We start from the raw sequence: 24041 nt of genomic DNA, 5'->3' as shown, positions 1-24041 counted from the left end.
GTCGATTACGCCCCCATATCCTTTTTGATATCGTCTACCATTCGGTCAAACTGGGCCGCCTTGCGGGAGTAGAGAATGCACAGAACCCATGTCATGACGAATTGGGCGAAGGCAAATACCCATGCCCACGTGATCGGGCCGATCGCCGGGTGATTCAACACGTCGGTGTACGAAGTAAGGATCGGCAGCGCAAAATAAAACAGAAGAAAAAAGACGGTCATCGGAATAATGAACCGTTTCTTGCGGGAGAGCAGCGTTTTGAATTTTTCGGAATGCCATACTTCGGTATAGCTTTTTTCTTCCATTGCCTTTCCCTCCATTAACGATCAGGATCTAGTGCGTCTTCCATCAATGAAAGCGCTTTAGAATGATTATATACGGGAGGATTGCCATCGACCACAGCTCCTGCGCGAAACGTCCGACAGGGTGCGCGAAAGGGCGGATATGCCGCCCGAACCGGGAGGCAGCCGCCATACTTGAGCGCTATTCTTCGTCCTTACTCAAGCCTCCCTAAGCAACCGGAACAAATCCCGTGCAGCCTCCCGGGACAATGGAATCATCGACCGCTGCTCATCCTTCAGCACGATGTTGTAAGCCCCGTTCTGCCAAGGGGAGAGCTCCGCGATCCAGTTCACGTTAACCAGGTAACTGCGATGAGGGCGAAAGAATGAGTAACCCGCAAGCTTCTCCTCCAGCTCCTGCAGGGTGCTTTTGCTCGTAATCCGCTGGCCTTCCGCCGTCCATACGCGAATGACGCGATCCTCGCGCACCGCGTACAGGATCGTCTCGGGATCAACCAGCACATGTTTATCCCCATCGTCGAACAGAAGTTTGCCGCGCATGCTGCGGGCGGCAGCCTCCATGGATGAATAGGGAGCAACCTGAAGAGCATCTTGAGCCTCCTGTTTCGGGAAGGCGTTCCCTTCCTGAATCCTGCTTCGAATTCGCTGCAGGGTTTCCTTCAATCGCATATGGCTGTAAGGCTTCAGCAGGTAATCGATCGCGTTCAGGCCAAACGCTTCAACGGCATACTCGTCGTAGGCCGTCGTAAACACAATCAAGGGCGAGATCGGGGAGGCCTTCAGCATGCGCGCCGCCTGCAACCCTTCCAGCTCCGGCATATGAACGTCGAGAAAGACGACATCCGGCTGCCGCAAGGGGACAAGCTCCAGCAGCTCCCGTCCGTTCGCGGCATGCGGAAGCAGCTCGATATCGGGCTCCTGTTCCAGCAGGTAAGCCAGCTCCTCCCTTGCCAATCGTTCGTCTTCCGCTATCATCGTCTTAATTCGCTTCACGGTACCGGCTCCCTTCCGACAAACTGCAGGGGATGCTGAAGGATATGCTGCAGCCGCCCTCTGCGAGATTCTCCACGATAAGTCTGGCCTCTTTGCCAAACATGCTGATTAAACGCTGATTGATATTGTAAATGCCGTTTCCCGTACCCTCGCTGCCGATGATCGGTTGATCGCCTAAGCTGTGCAGCACTTCCGGCGAAATGCCGATCCCGTTGTCCCGCAGTTGAACAACCGCCATATCACCGGCCCGGCTCAGGGTCAGCTGAATGACGCCTCCGCTCGCTTTGTCGCGCAGGCCGTGCTTGATGCTGTTCTCCACCAGCATTTGCAGCGTCGCCGGCGGAATCATAAGCTCGCCAAGCGCGGGATCGAGCTGGCACTCAAACGTGAACTGATCCTCGAACCGGATTTGAATAATATCCAGATAGGCATTCAACAGCTCCATCTCCTCGCGAATGGTCGTTCTGCGGGACGACATGACCTTGACGTTCAGGCGCATGAACGCCCCCAGCTGCATCGTGGCATGTCGTGCCAGCAGCGGATCGGTGCGGATCAACGAATGGATCGCGTTGAGTGTATTGAATAGAAAGTGCGGATTGATTTGCGCCTGCAGCAGCTTGAGTTCCGCCTCTTTCATTAAATGGCTCATCTTCTCGTGTGCGGTGGCCCCGAGCTGATAGGAAATCAGCTGTCCCAGCCCCTGGGCCATTACCAGCTCGACGCGCCGGATATCCTCCGGCCGCTTGAAGTAGAATTGAATGACGCCCACGACCTGGCCAGCCTCTATGATCGGGACAAGGATGGCGGCGCCGAGCGCCGGATGCCGGGGCTGGATCTCTTCCGCATTCTCGATGATCCGAAGCTCGCCGGTCGCGATGACGCTCTTGGTCAAGTCCGATTGGATCGCTTCTCCGGGATCAAGGGTACGGCTTGCTGTGCCGGCATGGGCCAGGAACCGCTCCGTATCGGTAATGGCGACGGCCGCTGTTTTCAGCTCTCGCAGCAGCAAGGCCGCCACGGCCTGAGCCGTACGGTACGTCAATCCCTGCTTCAGATGCGGGAGCGCCGATTCCGCGATATGGAATGCCTTCTCCGTCTCATACGCGGCTGCACGTTCCTCCTCGGTGAGCGCGACCCGCAGCATCGTCGTAAAGATTGCAATGGAGATGCTGTTCGTCAGCACCATCGGCAGGCCGATCAGGTTGACCAGTTCCACTGCACGATCCGGCTCATCCGCACAGATCAAAATCATCCCCATGAGCAGGATCGGAGCGAACATGCCGACGAATAACGCTTTCGCCGGCGAGATGACCCGCTCCTGCGAGAAGAATCGGGCCACGCCTCCCGCCAGCACTCCCGTTAACGGCACGGCGATTGCGCCTGCCAGCCCCGTGGCACCGCCGATATACAGGAGGTGGGCTCCTGCCAGAAGCCCGCCCCCGATGCCAACGCGGGGACCGCCGATCAGTCCGCCGATCACAACCCCGACCAGGGCGGAGTGGGCCAGGGCCTGCTCTCCGGTCAGCCGCATCAGCCAGAAGGAGGAGCTGGACTCGCCGTTCTCCACGACAACGCCCGCATAGGTCCCAAGGATGCCGAAGAGCCCGAACAGGCCGGAATAGATGAACATCCGCATGCCGGACATCTCTTTGCGGTCCAGCAATTGGCGGAACAGCGGAATTCTCGTCAGTATAAAAGTCAGGATGAGCAGCATGCCCATCCGTTCGAACAAATGCAGCGTCAGCTCCTGCATGGACATCCCTCTTTTTTTGATGGACTTCGAATCGAATCTTCATCTGACGTTCGGTAACGCTGTAGATACGGAATGAACACCTTTGAATACGGTTTCATTTTTGCAAGAAAGATTATATAGCATGGCGAGGATTTGGACAATAAAAAGGCATAACATGAAACTAATGTAAAAAAATGCACGAAGGAGAGGAGGATATCCACGCCTTGGCGAGCGCGTAAAAAACCGTATCCCGCAAAATGCGTACATACGGCTGGTTCATCAGTTCAATTACACACGCGCAGGTGCCCCTCCCCCGGATGACAACGAATCGGAGCATGGGCATGTTCCCGCCGGATCGAAGCGCATGCTTCGCATATAAACCGGGTCGTTTCAGGTGGCCGGGGTCCGGGTTTCAATGTTCAAGGTTACTGGTTTATCGGGTTATCAGACTATCGGGTTATCGACCATTTCCTTATGACCTGATTGGTCACCTCCGACAGCAGCAACCCCAGCGCGATGGCGCCTGAAATCATGAACGCTTGGGCCCCCAGCTGGACGGCCTGATCGAATTGATTCTGGGCCACATGGCGAAGGGCATTATAGGCGACACCGCCCGGTACGAGCGGAATAATCCCCGACACGCTGAACACGATGATGGGAGTCTTGTATTTTTTGGCGAAAAAATGACTGATCATCGTCACGCAAAAAGCCGCGACTACGGTGGCCGTCACCGGCTCAACCCTCATATCCTGAAACATGATGTAGAGCAGCCAGCCCACCATGCCGGCAAACCCGCACTGCAGCAATGCTTTTTTGGGTACGTTAAATATGATCCCGAAGGCCGCCGAAGCAACGAAACTCGTAATGAGCTGCTGTATATAAAAGGTTGCCACCATTATCCCTCCACCCTTCCCATCTCTTAGAATGACAAAGTAAACGCAATGCCCGCGCCGATGGCAAAGGACGTAACAAAAGCCTCCGCCCCTTTGGACAAGCCGGATATCAGATGCCCTGCCATCAGATCGCGGATGGCATTCGTGATCAGCAAGCCCGGTACAAGCGGCATCACGGAACTGATGATGATCGTATCCAGCTGTTGGCCGAATCCGAATCTGACCATCCAAACGGAGGTTATGCCGATGACGAGCGCACCCGAGAATTCGGCGAAGAACCGGACGGGAATGACCCGATGCATGAACACGAAGCAGGAGAAGCCCAGGCCGCCCGCAACGGCCGCCGGTACGAAATCCGGCCAGATGCCGCGAAACATGATGAGAAAGCACCCGCTTGCGATCGCTGACAGTAGAATCAGCACCCATGTCGGATAAATGGCCTGTTCATGCTCGATTCGCTCCAGGGCCCGGTAAGCCTCTTCCATTGTCAGCTCGCCGAGGCTGACGCTCCGGGACACGCTGTTGACCTGATCGATCTTATGGAGATTGGTTGTCCGATCCGAAATACGAATAAGCCGCGTAATATGCTGCGGCTCCTCCACCGAGAAGATAATGCCCGTCGGGGTCATATAGCTGTGGCTGTTCTCCACGCCGAAAGCCGCGGCGATCCGCATCATCGTATCCTCGACCCGATAGGTCTCCGCGCCGCTCTGCAGCATGATTTTGCCTGCTAACAAGCAGACCTTGATAATGTCATGCTCCCGCTTCAACAAATCATTCAAATCGACAATCCTCCTGCTGAACACATTCCGATTCAGAATCTTTGCCTATATTATAGTATCATTTCCATGATAAAGCATAGGATATGCTTTAAAGCAGCGCTGCAGCAGCTTCCGTTCGTTTGATTCCATCTCATCGCCCTAAACAAAAAGCCTCCCGATGACCGGGAGGCTTCTCTGCTATTATTCTCGAAATCGGCTTAATAGGCGCCGCGGATGTGCATGGCTACCTGCTCCTGATAGAAAAGCGCAAGGCGTTCTTTCTCCTCCATGCTGAACGAAGGCACGTCCAGCGTGCCCAGGTTGTCTTCGATCTGGCGGACGTTGCGGAAGCCGGGAATCACGGCAGTAACCTCCGGGCAATCCAGAATCCAGCGCATGGATGCACGAGCCATGTCGCCTCGGCCCTCGGCAATCCAGGCGAGCTCTCTGGCGAGCTCGACACCCTTTTCAAATCGGAGGCCGGCAAAAGTCTCGCCTACGTTAAACTGCTCGCCGTTGGCGTTGAAATTCCGATGATCCCCCTCGCTGAAGGTAGTGCTCTCCGTAAATTTTCCGGTTAGCAAACCGCTGGCGAGCGGCAAACGCACCAATATGCCGACGCCCGATGCTTTGGCCTTCGGGAGCAGCTGGGCCAGCGGCTTTTGGCGGAACAGATTGAAAATCACCTGCAATGACCTCACCCCCGGTACCCCAAGACAGAACAATCCTTCCTCCACCGTCTCCACGCTGACGCCGTAATGCCGGATTTTCCCCTCGGCCTGCAGCTTGTCCAGCACCTCAAACACCCGTCCGTCCTTCAACACCTCGAAGGGAGGGCAGTGAACCTGATAGAGATCAATCCGCTCCCGCTGCAGCCGCTTCAGACTGCCCTCGCAATAACGGCGGATCGACGCCTCGGAATAGGTCTGAAGATCATGAATATCACCGGCGCGGCAAAATTTGGTGGCCACATGCACGGTATCTTCTTTCCCTTTGGTTGCGCGCGCGAGCAAATCCTCGGCATGCCCGTCTCCATAAACGTCGGCCGTATCGAAGAAGTTTACGCCCTCGCCGATGGCGCGGCCCAATCCCTTCAAGGCTTCCTGATCATCGGTCTGCCCCCATGAGCCTCCGATCGCCCATGTGCCGAAGCTGACCTCGCTAATGTGAAGCTCCGTATTTCCCAATTGTCTGTAATTCATCGACGTTATAGCCTCCTCATCCAACTGCCATACTAGTTCACACTACTAGACTAAACGCTAAATCGCTTTCATTCAATCCATATGTCATATATCTATTTCATCGGAGATCGTTGACAAATGATTCCATCGTCTTTATAATTACTATCATCAAATAACCAACGTTGGATATCCAGTAATGGAATTCATAATTCCTCACACATCCTAAGGAAGTGACCTTATATGACCAACCTCATCCTGCTTTCATTCCTGCGCCAGCGTCCTATGCACGGATATGAAATCCAGCAGCTCATTCAGGCCAGCCGTATGGACCTGTGGACGAATATCCTGTCCGGTTCGATCTATTACGCGCTGAACAAGATGGAAAGCGACGGATTGATTGCAGCCACTGCCGAAGAGCGGACTGGCGCGAGACTCCGTAAAATCTACAGCATCACGGATGAAGGCGAGAAGCTATTCCAGCAGATGATCCGGGAGACGTTGACGCTTCCTCCCCACACCGTCAAATCCGACTTTTCGCTCGGTTTGGTCTGGATCGAGAACATTCCGAAGGAAGAAGCGGTGGAATTGCTGGAGCAGAATCTCAAACAAGTGGAGGAATCGCTGGCCCAGTGGCGTTCGGGTAAGGAAATCAAGGGCCAGTACGGCTTATCGAAGATTGCCCTTGCCACCTTCGATAATGCGATTTCGATCCTGGAACAGGACATCGCCTTTCTCCACAAGATCATTGCACTCGTTCAAGAATAAGCCTCAGCTTCAGCTGCGGCTTTCATTTTCGGCAAATATCCAACGTTGGATATATAATATTGGAAAAATAAGGAGCGTGCAACGAAAATGACGTTAACTACACTCATTCAAGCGAAGGGATTAAGAAAAACCTATGGGCAACGGACGGTCGTACAGGATGTCACTCTGAACATACGGGAAGGCGAAGTGCTGGCGATCATCGGGCCGAACGGCGCGGGGAAATCGACGACGCTGGATCTGGTGCTGGGTCTGCGCCGCCCTAATGCCGGCACGGTCACCTACTGGACATCCGATCCTTCGCCGCACATCGGGCTTCAGCTGCAGTCCACACCCTTCTTTCCCGGATTTACCGCCATGGAGAATCTGTGCATGTTCGCGGCTTTCTACGGCAAACGTCTCAGCGGCGCGGAGCTGATTCGGCACCTGGACCGATGCGGACTTGCGGAGGCTGCCAGGACCGATGCGCTCAGACTCTCCGGGGGGCAGCAGAAACGGCTCGCCATTGCCATGACGCTGGTCCACGACCCCAAGCTGCTGTTCCTCGACGAGCCCACAGCAGCGCTGGACCCGCGGGCCCGCCGGGATATCCGGAAACTGATCCGTTCCTTAGCGGATACCGGCACCTCCATCGTATTCACCTCGCATGACATGGAGGAGGTCCATAAACTCGCCACCCGGCTGGTTCTTATCTGCGGTGGAAAGGTGAAGGCCTCCGGCACGCCGGATGAGCTGCTCAGCCGTTACGGCACGGACAGCCTGGAACAGCTGTATATCCAATTGACCGATGAACTCGAAAATGGAGAATGCAAGTAAAAAGAAACCTTAGGAGGAATCGATATGCGTATGATTATGGCAACCATGCTGCGGAGCATGCTCCGCGACACCCACACCCTGGTTTGGAACATCGTTTTTCCAATCGCCATGCTGGTCGGATTGGGTCTTTACTTCCATGATGCGGCCTACTCCCACCGACTTCTCGCAGGCGTGCTGACGACCAACATCCTGTTCGGGGCCACTATGGTCACCGCTTTTAACGTCATGGCCCAGCGCAACCGGGGCATCTACAAGCTGCTGCGGGCGACGCCCTTTCGAACCGTCTCCTTCATTGCCGCAATGACAGGGGCACGAACCGTGCTGGCACTGCTCGTCAGCGCCTGCGTGATTCTCATGAGCCTGCTTCTGCTTGGGGTGAAGCTGAGTCTCACGGGACTGGCGCTGATGCTGCTCGTACTGCTGATCGGCACCGTGTGTTTTACCGCGCTCGGTTTTCTGGCCGCCAATCTGTCCAGGGACGAAGGCAATGTCAACATGATCTCGAACTTGATGAGCTTTCCGATGCTGCTGACCAGCGAGGCCTTCTATTCCTTGGAACATGCCCCAACATGGGTCGTCACCCTGGGGCAGCTGCAGCCGTTTCACCATCTGGTCGATGCCATGGCGATCGCTGTCCATCCACAGGGAGGTATCGCCGGAATATGGATGCCGCTCCTCATCCTGACCGGCTTTACGATCCTCATTCTCGGTGCGGCTGCGTGGACCTTCCGCTGGGACGTAGAGCAGCCTGTCAGTTGGAGGCAGGGATCCGCGAAGAAAGCGGCGTCGACGTGACCGGGTACAAAAATCCGGTTAACCCCTTGTATAAAAGACATCTCATGCGGTATACTGAACAACAATATCAGTATCAGGCCGATGATGAGCTTCCAACTCTGAGGTGTTCTCGTCAAGGGGATTAGATCTACACCCGATCAGCCGTCCCCCTAAGTTAACCGGACCCGCCCGTTACCGCGGAATCAAAGTGGATTGAACGCAGGCCGACATGTTCCTTGGTCAGGTTACGGTTCAATCAATTTGGGTGGCACCGCGAGCGCATAAGCGTCCCTCGTCCCATATGGACTAGGACGCTTTTTTTATTTTTTAGGGCAAAGGAGCGCGGTGATTATGTTAGATATGAAATGGATCCGGGAAAGCGCGGATCATCAGGAAGAATTGCAGCAGGTGGCTGACCGGAAAGGCATCGCCCTTTCGGTTGCCGAGCTTGTCCGGCTGGATGACCAGCGGCGTACGCTGCTGTTGGCCGTGGAAGCATTGCGCCAGCAGCGCAATGCGATCACGCAGGAGATCAGTGCCCTGGTGCGGCAAGGCAAACCGGATGAAGCGGAACGGCAAAAACAGCAGGTCAAAACCATCAACGAGGAACTAGACCAGCAGGAAACGTTATACCGGGAGGTTAACGAAGCTTATAGCGAGCTGCTTATACTCGTGCCGAATATCGTGTCGCCGGACACGCCTGTGGGAGCCTCGGATGAGGACAACGTGGAGATCAGACGAGTAGGCGAGCTCCCCGTATTTGATTATCAATTCAGGGACCATGTCACGCTCGGCGAAATGCACCGCATGATCGACATTCCCCGCGGCGTCAAAACCGCTGGCACGCGCAGCTACTACCTGACAGGCATCGGCGCAATGCTCCATCGGGCGGTTCAACAGCTGGCGGTGGATATGCTGGTCGCCAAGGGTTTCACCCTCATGGACGTGCCGTTAACCGTAAGGACGGAGGCCATGCAGAATACAGCCTTCTTCCCGCTCGGTCAGGATCAGGCCTTTCAAATTACGGAGCAAGATAAGTGGCTCGTCGGTACGTCGGAGGTGCCGTTGGTATCGTTCTACAGCGGTGAAGTCGTCGATGTAGCAGAGCCGATTCGCCTGGCAGCAGCGTCGCTCTGCTTCCGGAGCGAGGTTGGCTCGGGCGGCCGGGACGTCCACGGCCTCTATCGGGTGCACCAGTTCGCGAAGGTGGAGCAGGTCGTTCTCTGCGAAGCCAGCACGGAGGCCTCGGAGCTGCTTCTGCAAGAGATTACGGCCAATGCCGAGGAGCTGCTGCAGAAGCTCGAACTGCCTTACCGGGTCGTTGCCGTCTGTACCGGGGACATGTCGCAGAAAACATACAAACAATACGACATCGAGACATGGATGCCAAGCCGCGGAGCTTATGGGGAGACCCACTCGTCGTCGAATCTGCTAGACTTCCAGGCGCGACGCTCGAACATCCGCTACCGGGACGCGGAAGGCAAGCTGCGCTACTGCCACACCCTGAACAATACGGCTGTGGCTTCGCCGCGGATTCTCATCCCGCTGCTGGAGAACCATCAGCAGCCCGACGGTTCGATCCTCATTCCGAAGGCGCTCAGGCCTTACATGAACGGGATGGAGCGGATAGAACTACCGAACGGAACGGAATAAGGACACGATCAACTTAATTATCTAACGTTCAATAACGCAGCCATTGGATGGCTGCGTTATTTGGTTTTTTTGAATCATATTATGGGAGAAGCTGTGCATCGAAACTCCTTCATTAAAAATGCATGAATAAGCTTTAGCGATACTTAGACCAGCTTAAAAAGCATATACTATATGGATGAGCTGCATGCCGATTTCGAATCTGCAAGCTTTCGGCAAAGCTAGACCATTCGATCATCGCAAGAAAAATTTCCTCTAAAGGCGGTCTGGCTTCTCTGGGATTCTTCGATGTACATTTTTCTTTAGATTATCGAATATATACGCTTTCGGCAAAGCTGGACCATTCGATCATCGCAAGAAAAATTTCTGCTAAACGCGGTCTGGCTTCCGTGAAAGTACATCGATGTACATTTTTCTTTAGATTATCGAATCTACAAGCTTTCAGCAAAGCTAGACCTTTCGATCATCGCAAGAAAAATTTCCGCTAAACGCGGTCTGGCTTCTGTGAAAGTACATCGATGTACATTTTTCTTTAGATGATCGAATCTACAAGCTTTCAGCAAAGCGACCATTCGATCATCGCAAGAAAAATTTCCTCTAAAGGCGGTCTGGCTTCTCTGGGGATTCTTCGATGTACATTTTTCTTATGGATTAAGTAGGTATATAATGTTCGTTATATAGAGATACCATTTTTCGATAGATGGATTTCATGTCCGGCGTCCGTTCGACCGGGTGCCCGTCTCTATATAGAATACTTACCGTGCCGTGCACGAATAAGGAGGTCATTCCGTATGACAGAAGCAAATCTTGACCATACAGCGTCCAAAACGCTTCGCGATATCCCGATTTCCATCCTCGATCTGGCGCCGATTACAGCGGGCAGCACAGCTGCACAGTCGCTGCGGAATACGCTTGATCTGGCTCAGCATGCCGAGAAGTGGGGCTATAACCGCTACTGGCTTGCCGAACATCACAACATGCCGGGGATCGCCAGCTCGGCCACTTCGGTGGTCATAGGCCATGTGGCCGGAGGCACCAGCAAGATCCGCGTCGGATCCGGCGGCATTATGCTGCCGAACCATGCTCCGCTTGTCATTGCCGAGCAGTTCGGCACCCTCGAATCCTTGTATCCCGGCCGGATCGATCTAGGTCTTGGCCGTGCGCCGGGTTCGGATCAGCTAACCTCCCGGGCGCTCCGCCGCGGCCCGGGCAGCGACGGCCAGGACTTCCCGGACCGCCTCGGCGAGCTGCGGAATTACTTCCAGCCTACCTCCGGCTCGTCCATGCGCATCCGGGCGATTCCGGGGGAAGGCCTGCATGTTCCGATCTGGCTGCTCGGCTCCAGCGGTTTCAGTGCGCAGCTTGCGGGTCAGCTGGGGCTTCCGTTCTCTTTTGCTAGCCACTTTGCTCCGGACTATCTAATGGCTGCGCTCGATCTGTACCGGACCAGCTTCCGCCCTTCATCCGAGCTAAGCAAGCCGTATGCCATGATCGGCGTGAACGTGATCTGCGCGGACACGGATGAGGAAGCGCAGCGCCTGGCTACCTCGCCGTACCAGCAGTTCCTGAACATCATCCGGGGCCGCACCGGCCAGCTGAGTCCGCCGGTGGACAGCATGGATGATCTGTGGAACCTGCAGGAGCAGGCCATCGTGAAGCGCCAGCTCAGTTTTTCCGCCATCGGCAGTCCCGCAACCGTCCGCGCGCAGCTGGAGCAGTTCCAGCAGTCGACGGACGCGGACGAAATCATTGTCGCGGCCGCGATCTATGATCATCAAGCGCGCCTCCGTTCTTATGAGTTGCTGGCGGAAGTCGTCGGCATTAAATAAACGTCATGCCAAAAAGACCAGTCAAGCCCGGAATCCCGGTGCCTGACTGGTCTTTTTTTCAATCCGGATATTACAGCGTCAGCCCGCCATCAATCGTAACCAGCGAGCCTGTCATGTAGCTGGAGCCCGGGGAAGCCAGGAAGGCAACCACGTTTGCGATTTCGTCCGCCTCAGCCGGACGGCCCATCCGCATGTTGCCCACTTCCTCAGGCACGTAGCCGCCTTCCATGAAGGACTTGGCCACCGCTGCGGTCAGCGGCGTCTGAACGCCGCCCGGGCAGATGGCGTTCACGCGAATGCCCTGCTTCACGTATTCCAGTGCAGCTGCTTTGGTCAAGCCCACAACCGCATGCTTGCTTGCCGAATAAGCGGCGGCACTGTGTTCGCTGCGGATGCCCGCCGTGGAAGCCGTGTTCACGATATGTCCGCTGCCCTGTTCCTTCATGACCTTCAAAACATACTTCATGCCAAGGAAAGCGCCCTTCACATTCACGGACATTTGACGGTCAAATTCGTTCTCGTCGATATCGTCTAGCATGGAGAACTTCTGCACGATACCTGCATTATTGAAGAAGAAATCGATTCGGCCGTAAGCTTCAACCGCCTTGTTCACATAGTTCTGAACATCCTCGGTTTTTGTCACATCCGCCTGCACGAAGATTCCCTCTCCGCCTTGCTCCTTAATCAAACGCAGCGTCTCTTCGCCGGCTTCCTTGTTGAAATCCACGAGCACAACCGCGGCACCGTTTTCAGCCAATTTCAAGCTGGCGGCTCTGCCGATCCCGCTGGCCGCGCCGGTAATGACAGCAATCTGTTGGTTATCGGACATGAAACAACACCCCCCTTGATGAAAATAAATATAACGTCTGACTGAGCTTGTGTCCTTATGATTCAAAACATCGACAGTTTATGAACAAGCTGAATGAATGTCCGGCTTACTTCGCGAAATACCCGCCGTCGATCGGCAGCTCGACGCCTGTAATATAAGAGGACTCGTCGGATGCCAGGAACAGCACGCCGCGCGCGATATCTTCCGCTTTGCCGAGTCTTGGCAACGGCGTCTGGGATTGGAACCACTGCATCATTTTTTCGTCCTTGAAGAGATCCACGGTCATTGGCGTTTCGATGTAGCCCGGGTGAACCGAGTTGCAGCGGATGTTATGCTTCGCAAAGTCAACGGCCGTGGCTTTGGTCAGCATGCGTACCGCACCTTTGCTTGCCGTGTAAGGACCGGCGCCGCTTCCGCCCGTCAGGCCGGCAATGGAGGAGATGTTGACGATGGAACCGCCGCCGGCTTCGATCATGTGCGGAATGACATATTTTTGACCGAGGAATATGCTCGTGACGTTGATCGACATCGTCTTCTCCCAGCCTTCGACCGTCAAATCCATGAACGGCGTTGCATTGGAGACACCGGCATTGTTGACCAGAATGTCGATTTTGCCGAATTTTTGAACCGTCTCGTCCACGACGCGGACCCAATCTTCTTCGGAAGCAACGTTATGCTTGATTCCCAGCGCTTCGCCGCCGAGCGCTTGAATCTCAGCGACGACGTCTTTGATTTTGTCCTCCTGAAGGTCCGTAATCGCTACCTTGGCCCCCTCTTGCGCAAACAAAAGAGCGTCAGCTTTACCCATGCCTCCAGCCGCACCCGTAATAATCGCTACTTTATTGTCTAATCTCCCCATAAAAATACCTCCTAATGTTAGTCGTTGGATTAGCTGTCCATATGGGACTGCCCGATCTTAAGCTGCAAATGCTCGATCATCTTCTCATACGAAGCGATCAAGACATCCATCTCCTGATCCGAGAAATCCGACCATAAGCCTTCATTCAATTCACGGTACTTCGCAATCATCCGGGCTTCCACCTCGCGTCCCTGCTCCGTGATCCTAAGATAGACTTGACGCCTGTCCTCGCTCGACGCTACCCGTTCAATGTAACCCTTGCTCACCAGCTTGTTGCTCAAGTTGGTGACAGCCGACAGCGTAACATTCAGGGCATTGGCAAAATACGAGCTGGTCTGCTGCCCCTCATACGCCAAGGTCTGAAGCACGTAATACTGGGGGCCGGTCAAATCATTGTCCAGAATCTTGGCATAGTTCGCCACAAGCGTCATCATCTGACGGGCTACCATGTTAGATAAATGCTCCCGCTTATCCAGTTTCATCACCTCGATGCTTAACGAAGTCCCATACTTATATATTACGAAATTAAATAGTTAAAAGCTTTTAACAATTCAAATTGTATACCCTTTCACATCGCTCGTCAACCACGATAAAATGCCCGATTTGGTGGTTATTCCCACATTCACGCCCGATGAAAACCCGTCTATATTAAAAATGATTCAACTTGGCCGAGATGGGCAAAGATGCTGCTGCACTGCCAATCTGCCAAATAGAAAAAGAGCACCCGCAGGTGCTCTTGAAAGTATATCCATCGTTGCTTCGGCGTAACCCTCTAAACTACACATGTTACCTTGAAGAATAAAGAAGATGTCATGGTGGCGCCGAGCTGGACTCCGACGGATGGGAAGAACTCCAGTGCCAGCCTCCGCCAACAAAAAAAAGCACCACCCTGAGGTGATGCCTTTCATTGTCCTTCGTTCATCCGGCCGTATCCATCCGCGCTTCCAGCGTGGATTGGCGGAGATGATCCAGTGTCATGCGCTCAACGAAACGCGAGAACCTCTCTTTTTTCTTACCGTGCTCCTGATAGATGGCGATCAGCTTCAGGATGATCGGGGCCAGCTGATCCGGCGTTAAATCCGCATGCAGCTGCTTCGCCAGCGAAGCCTTCAAGCCTCTCGGCTCCCCGCCTACATAGATATCGTAGGTATTTCGCATCTTGATAACGGCAATATCCTTCAGCAGCGGCTCGCTAGTGCCGAGCGCGCAGCCTGCGTACCCGATCTTTAGCGGATTGGGTACGGGATGGTCGGCGATAGCTTCATCCAGCATCTTGGCAACATCCAGTCCCGAATCCTCCGCCCCCCGGCAAAAGTTGCAGGTAATCAGGCTCTTGGAGACGAAGCCGGCGGGATGTACCTCCAGTCCGGCGGCTTCCAGCTTCGCCTTGGCTTCCTCCACCCGCTCTTCATCCATCTCCACGTACAGCTGCTTGAAGGTTGTCATCTCGATGCGGGCATCATCGCCTACGATGGACCCCAATACGGCCAGCTGATCCGGGCGGAACAGCGTTCCGCCCACTTCAAAGCCGGGGGTCACAGCAAATTTTTGCATGGCCAAATGTCTACACTCCCATCAAGTCACCCTAATATCGTTTTCTTGCTTGGTTACCAACATACTCTATATAAAAGGCCTGCCTCCCGTTATACCTTCATCCGCTGCAGACGAAGGGCATTCAGCACGACCGATACGGAGCTAAGTGCCATGGCGGCCCCGGCCACCCAAGGCGCCAGAAGCCCAATGGCGGCAATCGGAATGCCGAGCGAGTTGTAGCCCAAGGCCCAGAACAGGTTCTGACGGATGTTGCTCATCGTCTTGCGGCTCATGTAAATGGCGTCCGGAATGCTGTTCAGGTCGCCCTTCATCAGCGTAACGTCGGCGGCTTCCATGGCCACATCCGTACCTGTGCCGATGGCCATGCCGATATCGGCAACCGCAAGGGCCGGCGCATCGTTAATGCCGTCGCCGACCATGGCGACCTTCTTGCCCTGCTGCTGGAGTTTCTTCACTTCATCCGCTTTGCCCTCCGGCAGTACCTCTGCAAGCACATGGTCAATGCCAACCTGTTTGGCAATGGCCTTAGCCGTGCGTTCGTTGTCGCCGGTAATCATGATCACTTCAATACCCATTTGCTTCAGCCTAGCAACGGCAGCCTTAGACGTCTCCTTGATGGTATCCGCTACGGCCACAAGACCGGCATATCGACCGTCTACCGCGGTAAGCATAGCGGTCTTACCCTCGGTTTCCAGCTCCGACATTCTGGCCAGGACCGCATCGACCGGCACGTTATGCAGTGCCATCAGCTTGCGAGTACCGACTAGAACTTCGTGTCCTTCCACGCTGGCCTGGATGCCGTAGCCTGGAATCGCCTCAAAATGCTCGGCAGTCGGAAGCTTCGTCCCTTTCGCCTCAATCCGGGCCACGATCGCTTCGGCAAGCGGATGCTCGGAGCTCTTCTCGGCAGCTCCGACCAAACGCAGGAACAGCTCCTGATCGATGTTATCAACTTCCACATCGGTCAGTTCAGGCTTGCCTTTCGTGACCGTTCCTGTTTTGTCCAGAATAATCGCGTCGATTTTGTGCGTGGACTCCAGATGCTCCCCGCCCTTGAACAGAACGCCCAGCTCTGCGGCACGGCCCGAACCCGCCATGATCGAGGTCGGCGTAGCCAGACCCAGCGCGCACGGACAAGCAATAACCAGGATTGCAATGGCAATTTCTAACGATTGCGCGAAATTACCAGGCGTTACCCAGAAGTACCATACGAGGAAAGCAACAACCGCAATGCCGACCACGATCGGAACGAAAATGCCGGAGATGACATCGGCCACCCGCTGAATCGGAGCTTTAGAGCCCTGCGCTTCCTCAACCACCTTGATAATTTGGGCTAGAGCGGTCTCTTTGCCCACCTTCGTTGCTTCAAGCGTCAAGCGTCCGTTCTTGTTAATCGTGGCGCCGATGACGGCATCGCCCGCTTTTTTCTCAACCGGAATGCTCTCACCGGTCAGCATCGACTCGTCTACCGCCGACGTGCCCTCCACGACTTTACCGTCCACCGGAATTTTCTCACCCGGCTTTACCAGTACGAAATCACCCACCAGGACCTGTTCCACCGGGATGGTCATCTCCTGACCGTCACGAACGACCAGCGCCGTTTTGGCTTGAAGACCCATCAGGGTTTTAATGGCCTCTGAGGTACGGCCTTTGGCCAGGGATTCGAACAGTTTCCCCATAATGACCAGCGTGATCAGCACCGCACTCGTTTCATAGTACATTTCAGGCCCATGGTGTGCGTTTGCTCCGGCAGCGGCCCAATCGATCGTTAAATACAGACTGTAGAAATAGGCTGCCGCGGTACCGAGTGCGACCAGAACGTCCATATTGGCGCTTTTGTTGCGGAGAGCCTTGTAGGCTCCCACATAGAACTGTTTCCCGATAAAAAACTGTACCGGCGTTGCCAGGATCAGCTGGAACCAAGGGTTCATGAACAGATCCGGCATCCAGATCCAGGAGGTGAAGGAGAAATGGCTCACCATGGCCCAGAGCAGCGGCAGCGACAGAATCGCCGACAGGAGCAGCTTCCGCTTTTGCTTGGTGATGGCCTCCTTGCGGTGACCTTCCTGATCAAGCGTCTCCTGTTTGGAAACCGCCTGATACCCAAGCTTCTCCACGCGCTGTTGAATATCGCTAAGGCTTACCTCGGCGGGATTGAATTCCACCCGGGCCGTCTCCAGTGCAAAATTGACGTTGGCCTGATTAACACCTGGCATCCGGCTAACCACTTTCTCGATTTTCGTAGCACAGGCCGCACAGTACATGCCAATCAGCTGCAGGTCCACCGTTTCCTTTGCTGTTCCGTAGCCCAGCTTTTCGATTTTCTCTTCCATCTGCTGGACGGTAACCACATTCGGATCAAATGTAACCGACGCTTTTTCCAGCGCAAAATTCACATTCGCTTCCTGGACGCCCTCCATTTTGCTAAGACCCTTCTCAATCCGATTCGCACAGGCGGCACATGTCATACCCGTTAACTGCAGCGACGTTTTCTTCTGTTCCATTGTTGCTTCTGCTCCCATCTTCTCCTCACCCCTCTTCATCCTCGTGCCGTTTGGTTAAACTACGTTATATCCTTGTTCCTCGATAATTTCTTTGATTTGATCCAAATTGACTTTGCCTGTGTCATATTTCACGGAGACCGTGCCTGCCTTCAAATCCACGTGCCCCTCGATGTTCTCATTCTTTAAAGCTCCTTCAATGGAATTCACGCAATGCATGCAGGACATGCCTTCTACTTTTATTGTTACCTGTTCCATAATCAATCTCTCCTTTAGGTATTGGATTTATTAGGGCTCTGTAACAGCCAAGCCCGAATGAGTTATCAAACTCGTTATTCTCATTTCTTGATGTTAGTATACCCCCCTACCCTATAATTAGTCAATGGGTTTTCTCATTTTTTTTGAAATACATGCCCGCGCTATGATTAAACCGGCATAACCGTGCGGTATTTCTCCACTTCAACAAACAATTGCTGCCACCTTCCCAAGGTGGCAGCTCCATGGATATTCATCGCAATCGGGTAGTCCCAGCAGGGACTTTCGTTACTTCATCAGCTTGTTCATGGTGGTTAACAGCTCGGTAATGACCTCATCGTCGCCTTCCTGGAGGCGCTCCACCACGCAGCTCTTCATATGATGCTCGAGCAGCAATTTGCTGACGCCGTTCAAGGCCGACTGGATCGAGGAGATCTGGTTTAACACATCGTCACAGTACGTATCCTTCTCAATTAAGCCCTTCACGCCGCGGATCTGCCCTTCAATCCGGTTCAACCGGCTGATGAGATTGCTTTTCGTTTTGTCAGAATGATGGCTCTTCCGTTCACCAGTTACTGCGCATGCATCATGTACATGGTTCTCGGTTGTCATACCCATTCCCCCCTTGATCACGTTACTTCTTCTTATTCTAACCCTAGTATATCATATAGCCCCCCACCCTATAAAGCCCAGCTTATGGAATGAGATTGCGGACATTTTGCCGTGGGGGCATGTCATCTACAGTATATGCTTGTACCCGCGATAATTTTCGGCCCATGAAAAAGGGTGCCCCATCAGGCCAGCAGCCTGATGGGGCACCCCCCTATATATCCGCATGCGGAAAAACCTGAGCTCCCTTAATAAATCGTCCGCCCCTGCGCATCCGGCACGCCGGATTTGCGGTAAAAATACGTATTGATCACGTCCCGCCAGTGCTTGGCATGCTCGGCCTGGTCAGCTAACCGTTCGGTGACTTGGGTTAAACGCTCCAGATCGACCTTGCCTTCCAGCGATGTCCAGGCTTTCAGGAGCCCGGCCGCAGCTTCCGCACCTTCGAAGTGCGTGTCATAGATATGCTGAATCACCGTTTTGCCGGATTTCAGCACATGCGAGTACGGCACATGATGAAAGAACAGCAGCAGCTCGTCAGGGCAATCCTCCAGCGAATCATATCGGGCCGCATTCGGCTCGAAATACTGTGCGGTGTACCCCGTGCCCGTCGCCACCGTGCGGTCCACCCCAATACCGTCCCGATCCGCGAAATGGTAGGTGCCCCACCTTGAATATTCATAACCGTCCACATCCGGTCCGTAATGCGTATGCGGCGTAATCATCCAGCCCACCCCGAGCGGCGACGTGTAGCTTTCATAGATCGGCCACGATTGCATCAGCATGCCGCACACCACGGCGACCACCGTCTCATCATTGCCGAAGGTCAGCCTCGTCCATTCCTCCGCGATCCCTTCGGCGGACATATCCGGATTCCAGACCAGCCGGCCGAATCCATACAGATTCGCCTGCGCCAAGGTGTGACCCGTCCAATTCTCATCATTCCCGATGTTGGAAACGGCGGCGATCCCGCTGTATTTCATGCCGTGCAGCGAACCGTCCACGATCTTCTTAACCTCGGACCCCGTTCCGTTCGCGTAGGTATCGAAATTCAGCACCTCTTTCCACTGCGGCACCAAATAGCATACGTGGCGCTGCTGTCCGGTATATTCCTGGGCGATCTGGAACTCCAGCACCTGATTGGTCTCTTTCATGCTGCCGAACAGCGGAGATACCGGCTCCCGTACTTGGAAGTCCATCGGTCCGTTCTTGATCTGCAGCAGCACATTGTCCTTAAACCGTCCGTCCAGCGGGGTAAAATGATCATAGGCCGCCCGCGCGCGGTCCGTGCTGCGGTCCCGCCAATCCTGCATGCAGTTGTAGACGAAGCAGCGCCAGATGACAAGCCCGCCATGCGGTTCCAGCGCTTCGGCCAGCATATTGGCGCCATCGGCGTGGTCTCTGCCATAGGCGAACGGGCCCGGACGGTGCTCCGAATCCGCCTTGACCACAAAGCCGCCGAAGTCCGGTATATGATCGTAGATCTCATCCGCCGTATCCTTCCACCACAGCCGAACCTCTTCGTTCAGCGGGTCCGACGTGGGTACGCCGCCGATATGCAGCGGGGCGGCGAAGTTTATGCTCAGGTACAGCGTGATGCCATATTCCCTGAAGATATCCGCAATCTTTGCAATCGTCGGCAAATATTCCGCGGTAATGAACTTCGTCTCGATTTCATGCACATTGACGTTATTAATGGAGATGGCATTCAGGCCCACGGAAGCTAACAGACGGGCGTAGTCTCTTACGCGATCCAGATTTTCGGTGAACCGTCCGTTTTCGTAAAAAATCGAGTTGCCCGCGTACCCCCGTTCAACCGAGCCGTCGGCATTATCCCATTGATTCATCATCCGCACTCCGTTCACAGGCTGCTCGGTTATGTTCAGACCGTTCAACGGCTGGTGGGATGCCAGCAATCTCAATAAATGAAACACCCCGTATAACACGCCTTTCCCGGATCCGCCGGTCAGGATCAGCTTCTCCTGCTGCCCATGGCCTGTATGCTCCAGCCGAAAACCCTCTGCGCCCAGCCGGGCTTTCCCCGCGCCCATCGAATCTTCCCCAATCTCTTCCGTGCCCTCTTCGGCGTCTGCCGCATGAATACGCACCTCGAGATAGGATGAAGCTTTAGCCTCGGATGTGATGGACGGTACGATGCCGAGCATGGATCGACATGCATTCCTCAGTTCCTGGATTGCAGCGTTTGCCACCCGCGACTGCTGCAGATCCGCAACCACGGTGCCTAACAGTCGGCTGTACGCGGCAGCAAGCTCCTCGTCCTTAATGGGCGCATACTGCAGCCACGCTTGATATAAAGTGCTGTTCAACGTAATTTCCCCCTTCTTGGGCCAAGGTTAACGTTTCTCCCCAGCATCTCACTGTTTTCGACTCCTGCTTCCTTAAGGACTAACATGCAGACGCCGGTCACAAGGACCGGCTAGATGACAAGCTGATGGCGTCTTCAGCCGCCTATATTATCGCTGTCGTTATCTAAAATGATGGGTTCAACCCCTAAAATCCTTACACTTTGACCATACGCTCCACCAAGCGATGAAACGACGGTTTCGGCTGATGCCGCTCATCGAACAGGAAAGGCCAATTCTTCCGCCCCCGTACCGGGAAATTGTCCAACCAGGTGTAATCGTCGGCAGCACCCCAGAAGGTCACGGACGTAATATAATCCCGGTATTCCTTCAATATGCCGAACATCGCCTCATACCGCTTCGCTTGAGCCTCCAGCAGCTCCTCCGGCGCCTCGGTCAGATCCTTCCGCCTGTCGTCGAACCGGAACATCGACACATCAAGCTCCGTGAGTTGAAGCTGCAGGCCGAGCGACGCGTACTTCTCGATCGCTGCCCGGATATCGTCAAGATCCGGATCGTACAGATTCCAGTGGGCCTGCAAGCCAACGCCGTGAACAGGAGTTCCTTGATCCAGCAAAGACTTGACCAGCGTGTAGATTTTGTCCCGTTTATTCGGGTGGGACTCATTGTAATCGTTATAGAACAAGAGGGCCGACGGATCGGCTTCATGCGCATACTCGAATGCCTTGGAGATAAAGTCGGGGCCGGCAATGTCAAGCCATTTGGACGGACGAAGAAGTTCGGCGCCTTCATCGGCGATTACCTCATTCACGACGTCCCAGGCGTAAATATCGTCCTTATACCGCTTCACGACCGTGTCGGTATGCGACTTTAGCCGTTCGTACAGCGTGGCTTTATCCACCAGGCCCCCGTTCTTGTCCTCGAACAGCCAGTCGGTCGTTTGGTTATGCCATACCAGCGTATGGCCGCGCATCTTCATGCCATGCTTGCGGGCGAAAGCGGCAAGCCGGTCCGCGTCCTCGAACGTGTACGTATCTTCCGCCGGGTGCACGCTGACAAACTTCATTTCATTTTCCGCCGTAATGCTGTTGAAATGGTACGCTAGCAATTCCTCCTGCGTTTCGATCGTCCTCGGGTTCACGGCCGCTCCGATGAGAAAGTCATCCGCGAACATTTCCTTAAGCCTGGGTTCACTTCGCTGCGTGTTGGACATATCCAATCCCTCCTTAGAATTAAAGATAATAGCAAGATTGATCGTTGATGATTGTGATGCGGCGGCATCCGTTGGTCGACGGACATCCAGACATGCCGCGGACCACGCACCGTGTGCACCATGGAGCAGTGCGCACGACGTACATCTTAGCGGTTCCCGCAGCTTAACCTTTCACCCCGCCAAGGGTCATCCCTTGCACGAAATATTTTTGCAGGAACGGGTACACCAGAATGATCGGCACGCTAGCCACAATGGTCATCGTCGCCCGAATGGAGGTCGGCGTGACCTGATTCGCGCCGCTTTCCGAGCTAGCAAACTGGCTTGCATAATCATTGCCCGAATTCAGCGAGGAGTTCGAATTCTGGAGTATTTTCATCAGCTCGTACTGCAGGGTGCTAAGCTCGCCGTACGAGGAGTTGTACAAGAACACGTCGAACCAGGAGTTCCATTGGGATACTGCCGTAAACAGCGATACCGTGGCAAGCACGGGCACGCACAGCGGAAGCACGATCTTCAGGAAGGTCGTGAATTCGCCGGCGCCGTCGATCCGGGCCGATTCCAGGATCCCCTCAGGCAATCCCTCGATGAAGGAGCGGATGACAATGACGTTGAATACGCTGATCAGGCCCGGAATGATGTACACCGAGAAGGTGCCCAGCATGCCCAATTCGCGAATCAGTAGGAAATTCGGAATCAAACCGCCGCTGAAATACATGGTCAAAATGAAGGCGATCGACACGAATTTTCGCAGCACGTATTCCGGGCGGCTGATCGTGTAAGCCACCATGGCACAGCAGAATACGGAAGTGATCGTACCGATCAGCGTACGCAGAACCGAGATGAAGGTAGCGTGGAATATCGTGGCTTCGTTAAATACATATTTATAATTCTCCCACGTGAAATCCCGCGGCCATAAATATATGCCGCCTTTCACCGAATCCGTCGCATTATTGAAGGAAACCGCGAGCGTATTGATGAACGGGTACAACGTGACAATCATGAGACAGATCATGAAGACTATATTAAAGGTATCGAATAACCGGTCCGCGGGAGACTTGAACCGGGCATGGGCTCGCGGTGCATCTGAAATCTTCGCCATATGAATCCTCCTGTACGTTTTCTGATAGAGAACGGTTCTCGCAAGCTTTCGCTTAGAACAATCGGTCTTCGCCCAGTCTCTTCGCGATATGGTTAGCCGTGAACAAGAGTATGAAGCTGACGACCGTCTTGAACATGCCAGCTGCAATCGAGAGCGAGAAGTTGCCCATCTGAATACCGTATTTCAGCACGAAAATATCCAGGTTCTCGGAATAATCCACGTTCATGCCGTTGCCAAGCAAGTATTGCGGTTCAAAACCGGATTCGAGCAGGTTGCCGATATTCATGATCAGCAGGATGATGAATACCGGTTTCAGACCCGGCAAGGTGATGTTCCAGATCCGTTGAAATCGCCCGGCGCCATCGATTTCCGCCGCCTCGTACTGCGAGGGATCGATCATCGTCATGGCCGCCAAATATATAATGGTGTTCCAGCCGACATTCTTCCATACTTCCGAAACACCGAGTATTCCCCAAAAATATTCCCCTTCCCCAAGCCATAGGATCGGTTCCTTAATAATCCCGATCCACATGAGGAGTTCATTGATAATCCCGCCGTCTGCGGACAAGGCCGTCGAAATAATGCTCGCAGCCACAACCCAAGAGATAAAATGGGGCAAATAACTGATCGTCTGCACAACCCGTTTGAACATCAAATTACGCAGTTCATTGAGCAGGATCGCTAAAACAATCGCCGTGACAAAACCTAAGACAAGGTTGATAAAACTCATGGCGAGCGTGTTGCGCATGACCCGGAGGAAGTGTTCGTCCTGAAACAGGAAGGTAAAATGCTGCAGGCCTACCCATTCCTGATTGAATATTTTCTTCGCCGGTTTAAAATCCTGAAACGCGATGGTCCAGCCCCACAGCGGCAGGTACTTAAAGACAAACAACCATATCAAAAAAGGAATCGACATGAAGACAAGCGCCTTCTGCTGCAGCAGCTTCCGGAAGAAGCTCTTTTCGCCTGATGGCCGTCTATGATTCAAACCAGTATCGTTCTTTCGTTGTTTATTGAAGAAACCTTTCGATACCGCCGGCGTTTCACTTAGCGCCGTGGTCTCTGCAGGTCCAATCGGGTTCGCCTTATCCACGGTTTCTTCTCC

General features: G+C 54.1%; 22 protein-coding genes. 5 read left to right on the top strand and 17 right to left on the bottom strand.

Annotated elements, in window-relative coordinates; genetic code table 11:
- Positions 1–5 precede the first annotated feature (5 nt).
- The 6 genes from BMX45_RS11295 to BMX45_RS11270 all read right to left on the bottom strand — a co-directional run bounded on the left by BMX45_RS11295 (position 6) and on the right by BMX45_RS11270 (position 5883).
- Positions 6–305, bottom strand: a complete 300-nt coding sequence (locus tag BMX45_RS11295) for a DUF485 domain-containing protein (protein ID WP_009593006.1) — start codon at positions 303–305, stop codon at positions 6–8.
- Positions 306–500: 195 nt separating this feature from the next.
- Entirely contained in the window at positions 501–1295 is a 795-nt protein-coding gene (locus BMX45_RS11290) for a LytR/AlgR family response regulator transcription factor (protein WP_090909764.1), read from the bottom strand.
- The gene (locus BMX45_RS11285; RefSeq protein WP_090909763.1) at positions 1282–3048 is read right to left on the bottom strand and encodes a LytS/YhcK type 5TM receptor domain-containing protein; all 1767 of its coding nucleotides are present in this window, start codon (positions 3046–3048) and stop codon (positions 1282–1284) included. Before BMX45_RS11285 ends, BMX45_RS11290 begins: the two co-directional genes overlap by 14 nt.
- 428 nt (positions 3049–3476) lie before the next feature.
- Positions 3477–3923, bottom strand: coding sequence for a threonine/serine exporter family protein (locus BMX45_RS11280; RefSeq protein WP_090909762.1), 447 nt, complete (start codon positions 3921–3923; stop codon positions 3477–3479).
- 23 nt (positions 3924–3946) lie between these two features.
- Complete coding sequence (locus tag BMX45_RS11275; RefSeq protein ID WP_090909761.1) at positions 3947–4702, bottom strand: threonine/serine exporter family protein; 756 nt, start codon at positions 4700–4702, stop codon at positions 3947–3949.
- A 197-nt stretch (positions 4703–4899) separates the two neighbouring features.
- A complete protein-coding gene (locus tag BMX45_RS11270) occupies positions 4900–5883 on the bottom strand; it encodes an aldo/keto reductase (RefSeq protein ID WP_090909760.1) in 984 nt (327 codons plus the stop codon).
- A gap of 219 nt (positions 5884–6102) precedes the next feature.
- Here BMX45_RS11270 and BMX45_RS11265 point away from each other — a divergent pair, with 219 nt between their 5' ends.
- From BMX45_RS11265 to BMX45_RS11245, 5 genes are all read left to right on the top strand, one after another.
- Positions 6103–6627, top strand: a complete 525-nt coding sequence (locus BMX45_RS11265; RefSeq protein WP_090909759.1) for a PadR family transcriptional regulator — start codon at positions 6103–6105, stop codon at positions 6625–6627.
- 87 nt (positions 6628–6714) lie between these two features.
- Positions 6715–7440 (top strand): ABC transporter ATP-binding protein, encoded by a 726-nt coding sequence (locus BMX45_RS11260; protein ID WP_090909758.1) that lies wholly within the window; start codon positions 6715–6717, stop codon positions 7438–7440.
- Positions 7441–7464: 24 nt separating this feature from the next.
- Entirely contained in the window at positions 7465–8235 is a 771-nt protein-coding gene (locus BMX45_RS11255) for an ABC transporter permease (RefSeq protein ID WP_090909757.1), read from the top strand.
- A gap of 330 nt (positions 8236–8565) precedes the next feature.
- A complete protein-coding gene (gene serS, locus BMX45_RS11250; protein ID WP_090909756.1) occupies positions 8566–9867 on the top strand; it encodes a serine--tRNA ligase in 1302 nt (433 codons plus the stop codon).
- 788 nt (positions 9868–10655) lie between these two features.
- Positions 10656–11693: an LLM class flavin-dependent oxidoreductase gene (locus BMX45_RS11245; RefSeq protein ID WP_036659353.1), complete on the top strand. Its 1038-nt coding sequence runs from the start codon at positions 10656–10658 to the stop codon at positions 11691–11693.
- A gap of 70 nt (positions 11694–11763) precedes the next feature.
- Here BMX45_RS11245 and BMX45_RS11240 read toward each other — a convergent pair whose 3' ends face one another.
- From BMX45_RS11240 to BMX45_RS11190, 11 genes are all read right to left on the bottom strand, one after another.
- Entirely contained in the window at positions 11764–12522 is a 759-nt protein-coding gene (locus BMX45_RS11240; RefSeq protein ID WP_015737901.1) for an SDR family NAD(P)-dependent oxidoreductase, read from the bottom strand.
- Positions 12523–12628: 106 nt separating this feature from the next.
- Positions 12629–13381, bottom strand: coding sequence for an SDR family NAD(P)-dependent oxidoreductase (locus tag BMX45_RS11235; RefSeq protein ID WP_090909755.1), 753 nt, complete (start codon positions 13379–13381; stop codon positions 12629–12631).
- Positions 13382–13410: 29 nt separating this feature from the next.
- A complete protein-coding gene (locus tag BMX45_RS11230) occupies positions 13411–13863 on the bottom strand; it encodes a MarR family winged helix-turn-helix transcriptional regulator (RefSeq protein WP_254778037.1) in 453 nt (150 codons plus the stop codon).
- A 436-nt stretch (positions 13864–14299) separates the two neighbouring features.
- Positions 14300–14941: an NAD(P)/FAD-dependent oxidoreductase gene (locus BMX45_RS11225; protein ID WP_015737906.1), complete on the bottom strand. Its 642-nt coding sequence runs from the start codon at positions 14939–14941 to the stop codon at positions 14300–14302.
- An 83-nt stretch (positions 14942–15024) separates the two neighbouring features.
- Positions 15025–17457: a heavy metal translocating P-type ATPase gene (locus BMX45_RS11220; RefSeq protein ID WP_090909753.1), complete on the bottom strand. Its 2433-nt coding sequence runs from the start codon at positions 17455–17457 to the stop codon at positions 15025–15027.
- Between the two features lie 36 nt (positions 17458–17493).
- Positions 17494–17694 (bottom strand): cation transporter, encoded by a 201-nt coding sequence (locus tag BMX45_RS11215; protein WP_015737908.1) that lies wholly within the window; start codon positions 17692–17694, stop codon positions 17494–17496.
- A 285-nt stretch (positions 17695–17979) separates the two neighbouring features.
- Positions 17980–18303 (bottom strand): metal-sensitive transcriptional regulator, encoded by a 324-nt coding sequence (locus tag BMX45_RS11210; protein WP_009592707.1) that lies wholly within the window; start codon positions 18301–18303, stop codon positions 17980–17982.
- Positions 18304–18548: 245 nt separating this feature from the next.
- A complete protein-coding gene (locus BMX45_RS11205; protein ID WP_090909752.1) occupies positions 18549–20627 on the bottom strand; it encodes an alpha-glucuronidase family glycosyl hydrolase in 2079 nt (692 codons plus the stop codon).
- Positions 20628–20820: 193 nt separating this feature from the next.
- Positions 20821–21837, bottom strand: a complete 1017-nt coding sequence (locus BMX45_RS11200; RefSeq protein WP_090909751.1) for an endo-1,4-beta-xylanase — start codon at positions 21835–21837, stop codon at positions 20821–20823.
- 163 nt (positions 21838–22000) lie between these two features.
- On the bottom strand, positions 22001–22936 hold the full coding sequence (locus BMX45_RS11195) for a carbohydrate ABC transporter permease (protein ID WP_090909750.1): 936 nt from the start codon (positions 22934–22936) through the stop codon (positions 22001–22003).
- Between the two features lie 52 nt (positions 22937–22988).
- Positions 22989–23852, bottom strand: a complete 864-nt coding sequence (locus BMX45_RS11190; RefSeq protein ID WP_254778053.1) for an ABC transporter permease — start codon at positions 23850–23852, stop codon at positions 22989–22991.
- Positions 23853–24041: the final 189 nt, after the last annotated feature.

It is taken from the genome of Paenibacillus sp. cl141a (genome assembly GCF_900109305.1).
GTDB classification, from domain to species: Bacteria; Bacillota; Bacilli; order Paenibacillales; family Paenibacillaceae; genus Paenibacillus_AQ; species Paenibacillus_AQ lautus_A.
Note: the sequence above shows the minus strand (reverse complement) of the source record. Positions and strands in the feature narration are given on the sequence as shown.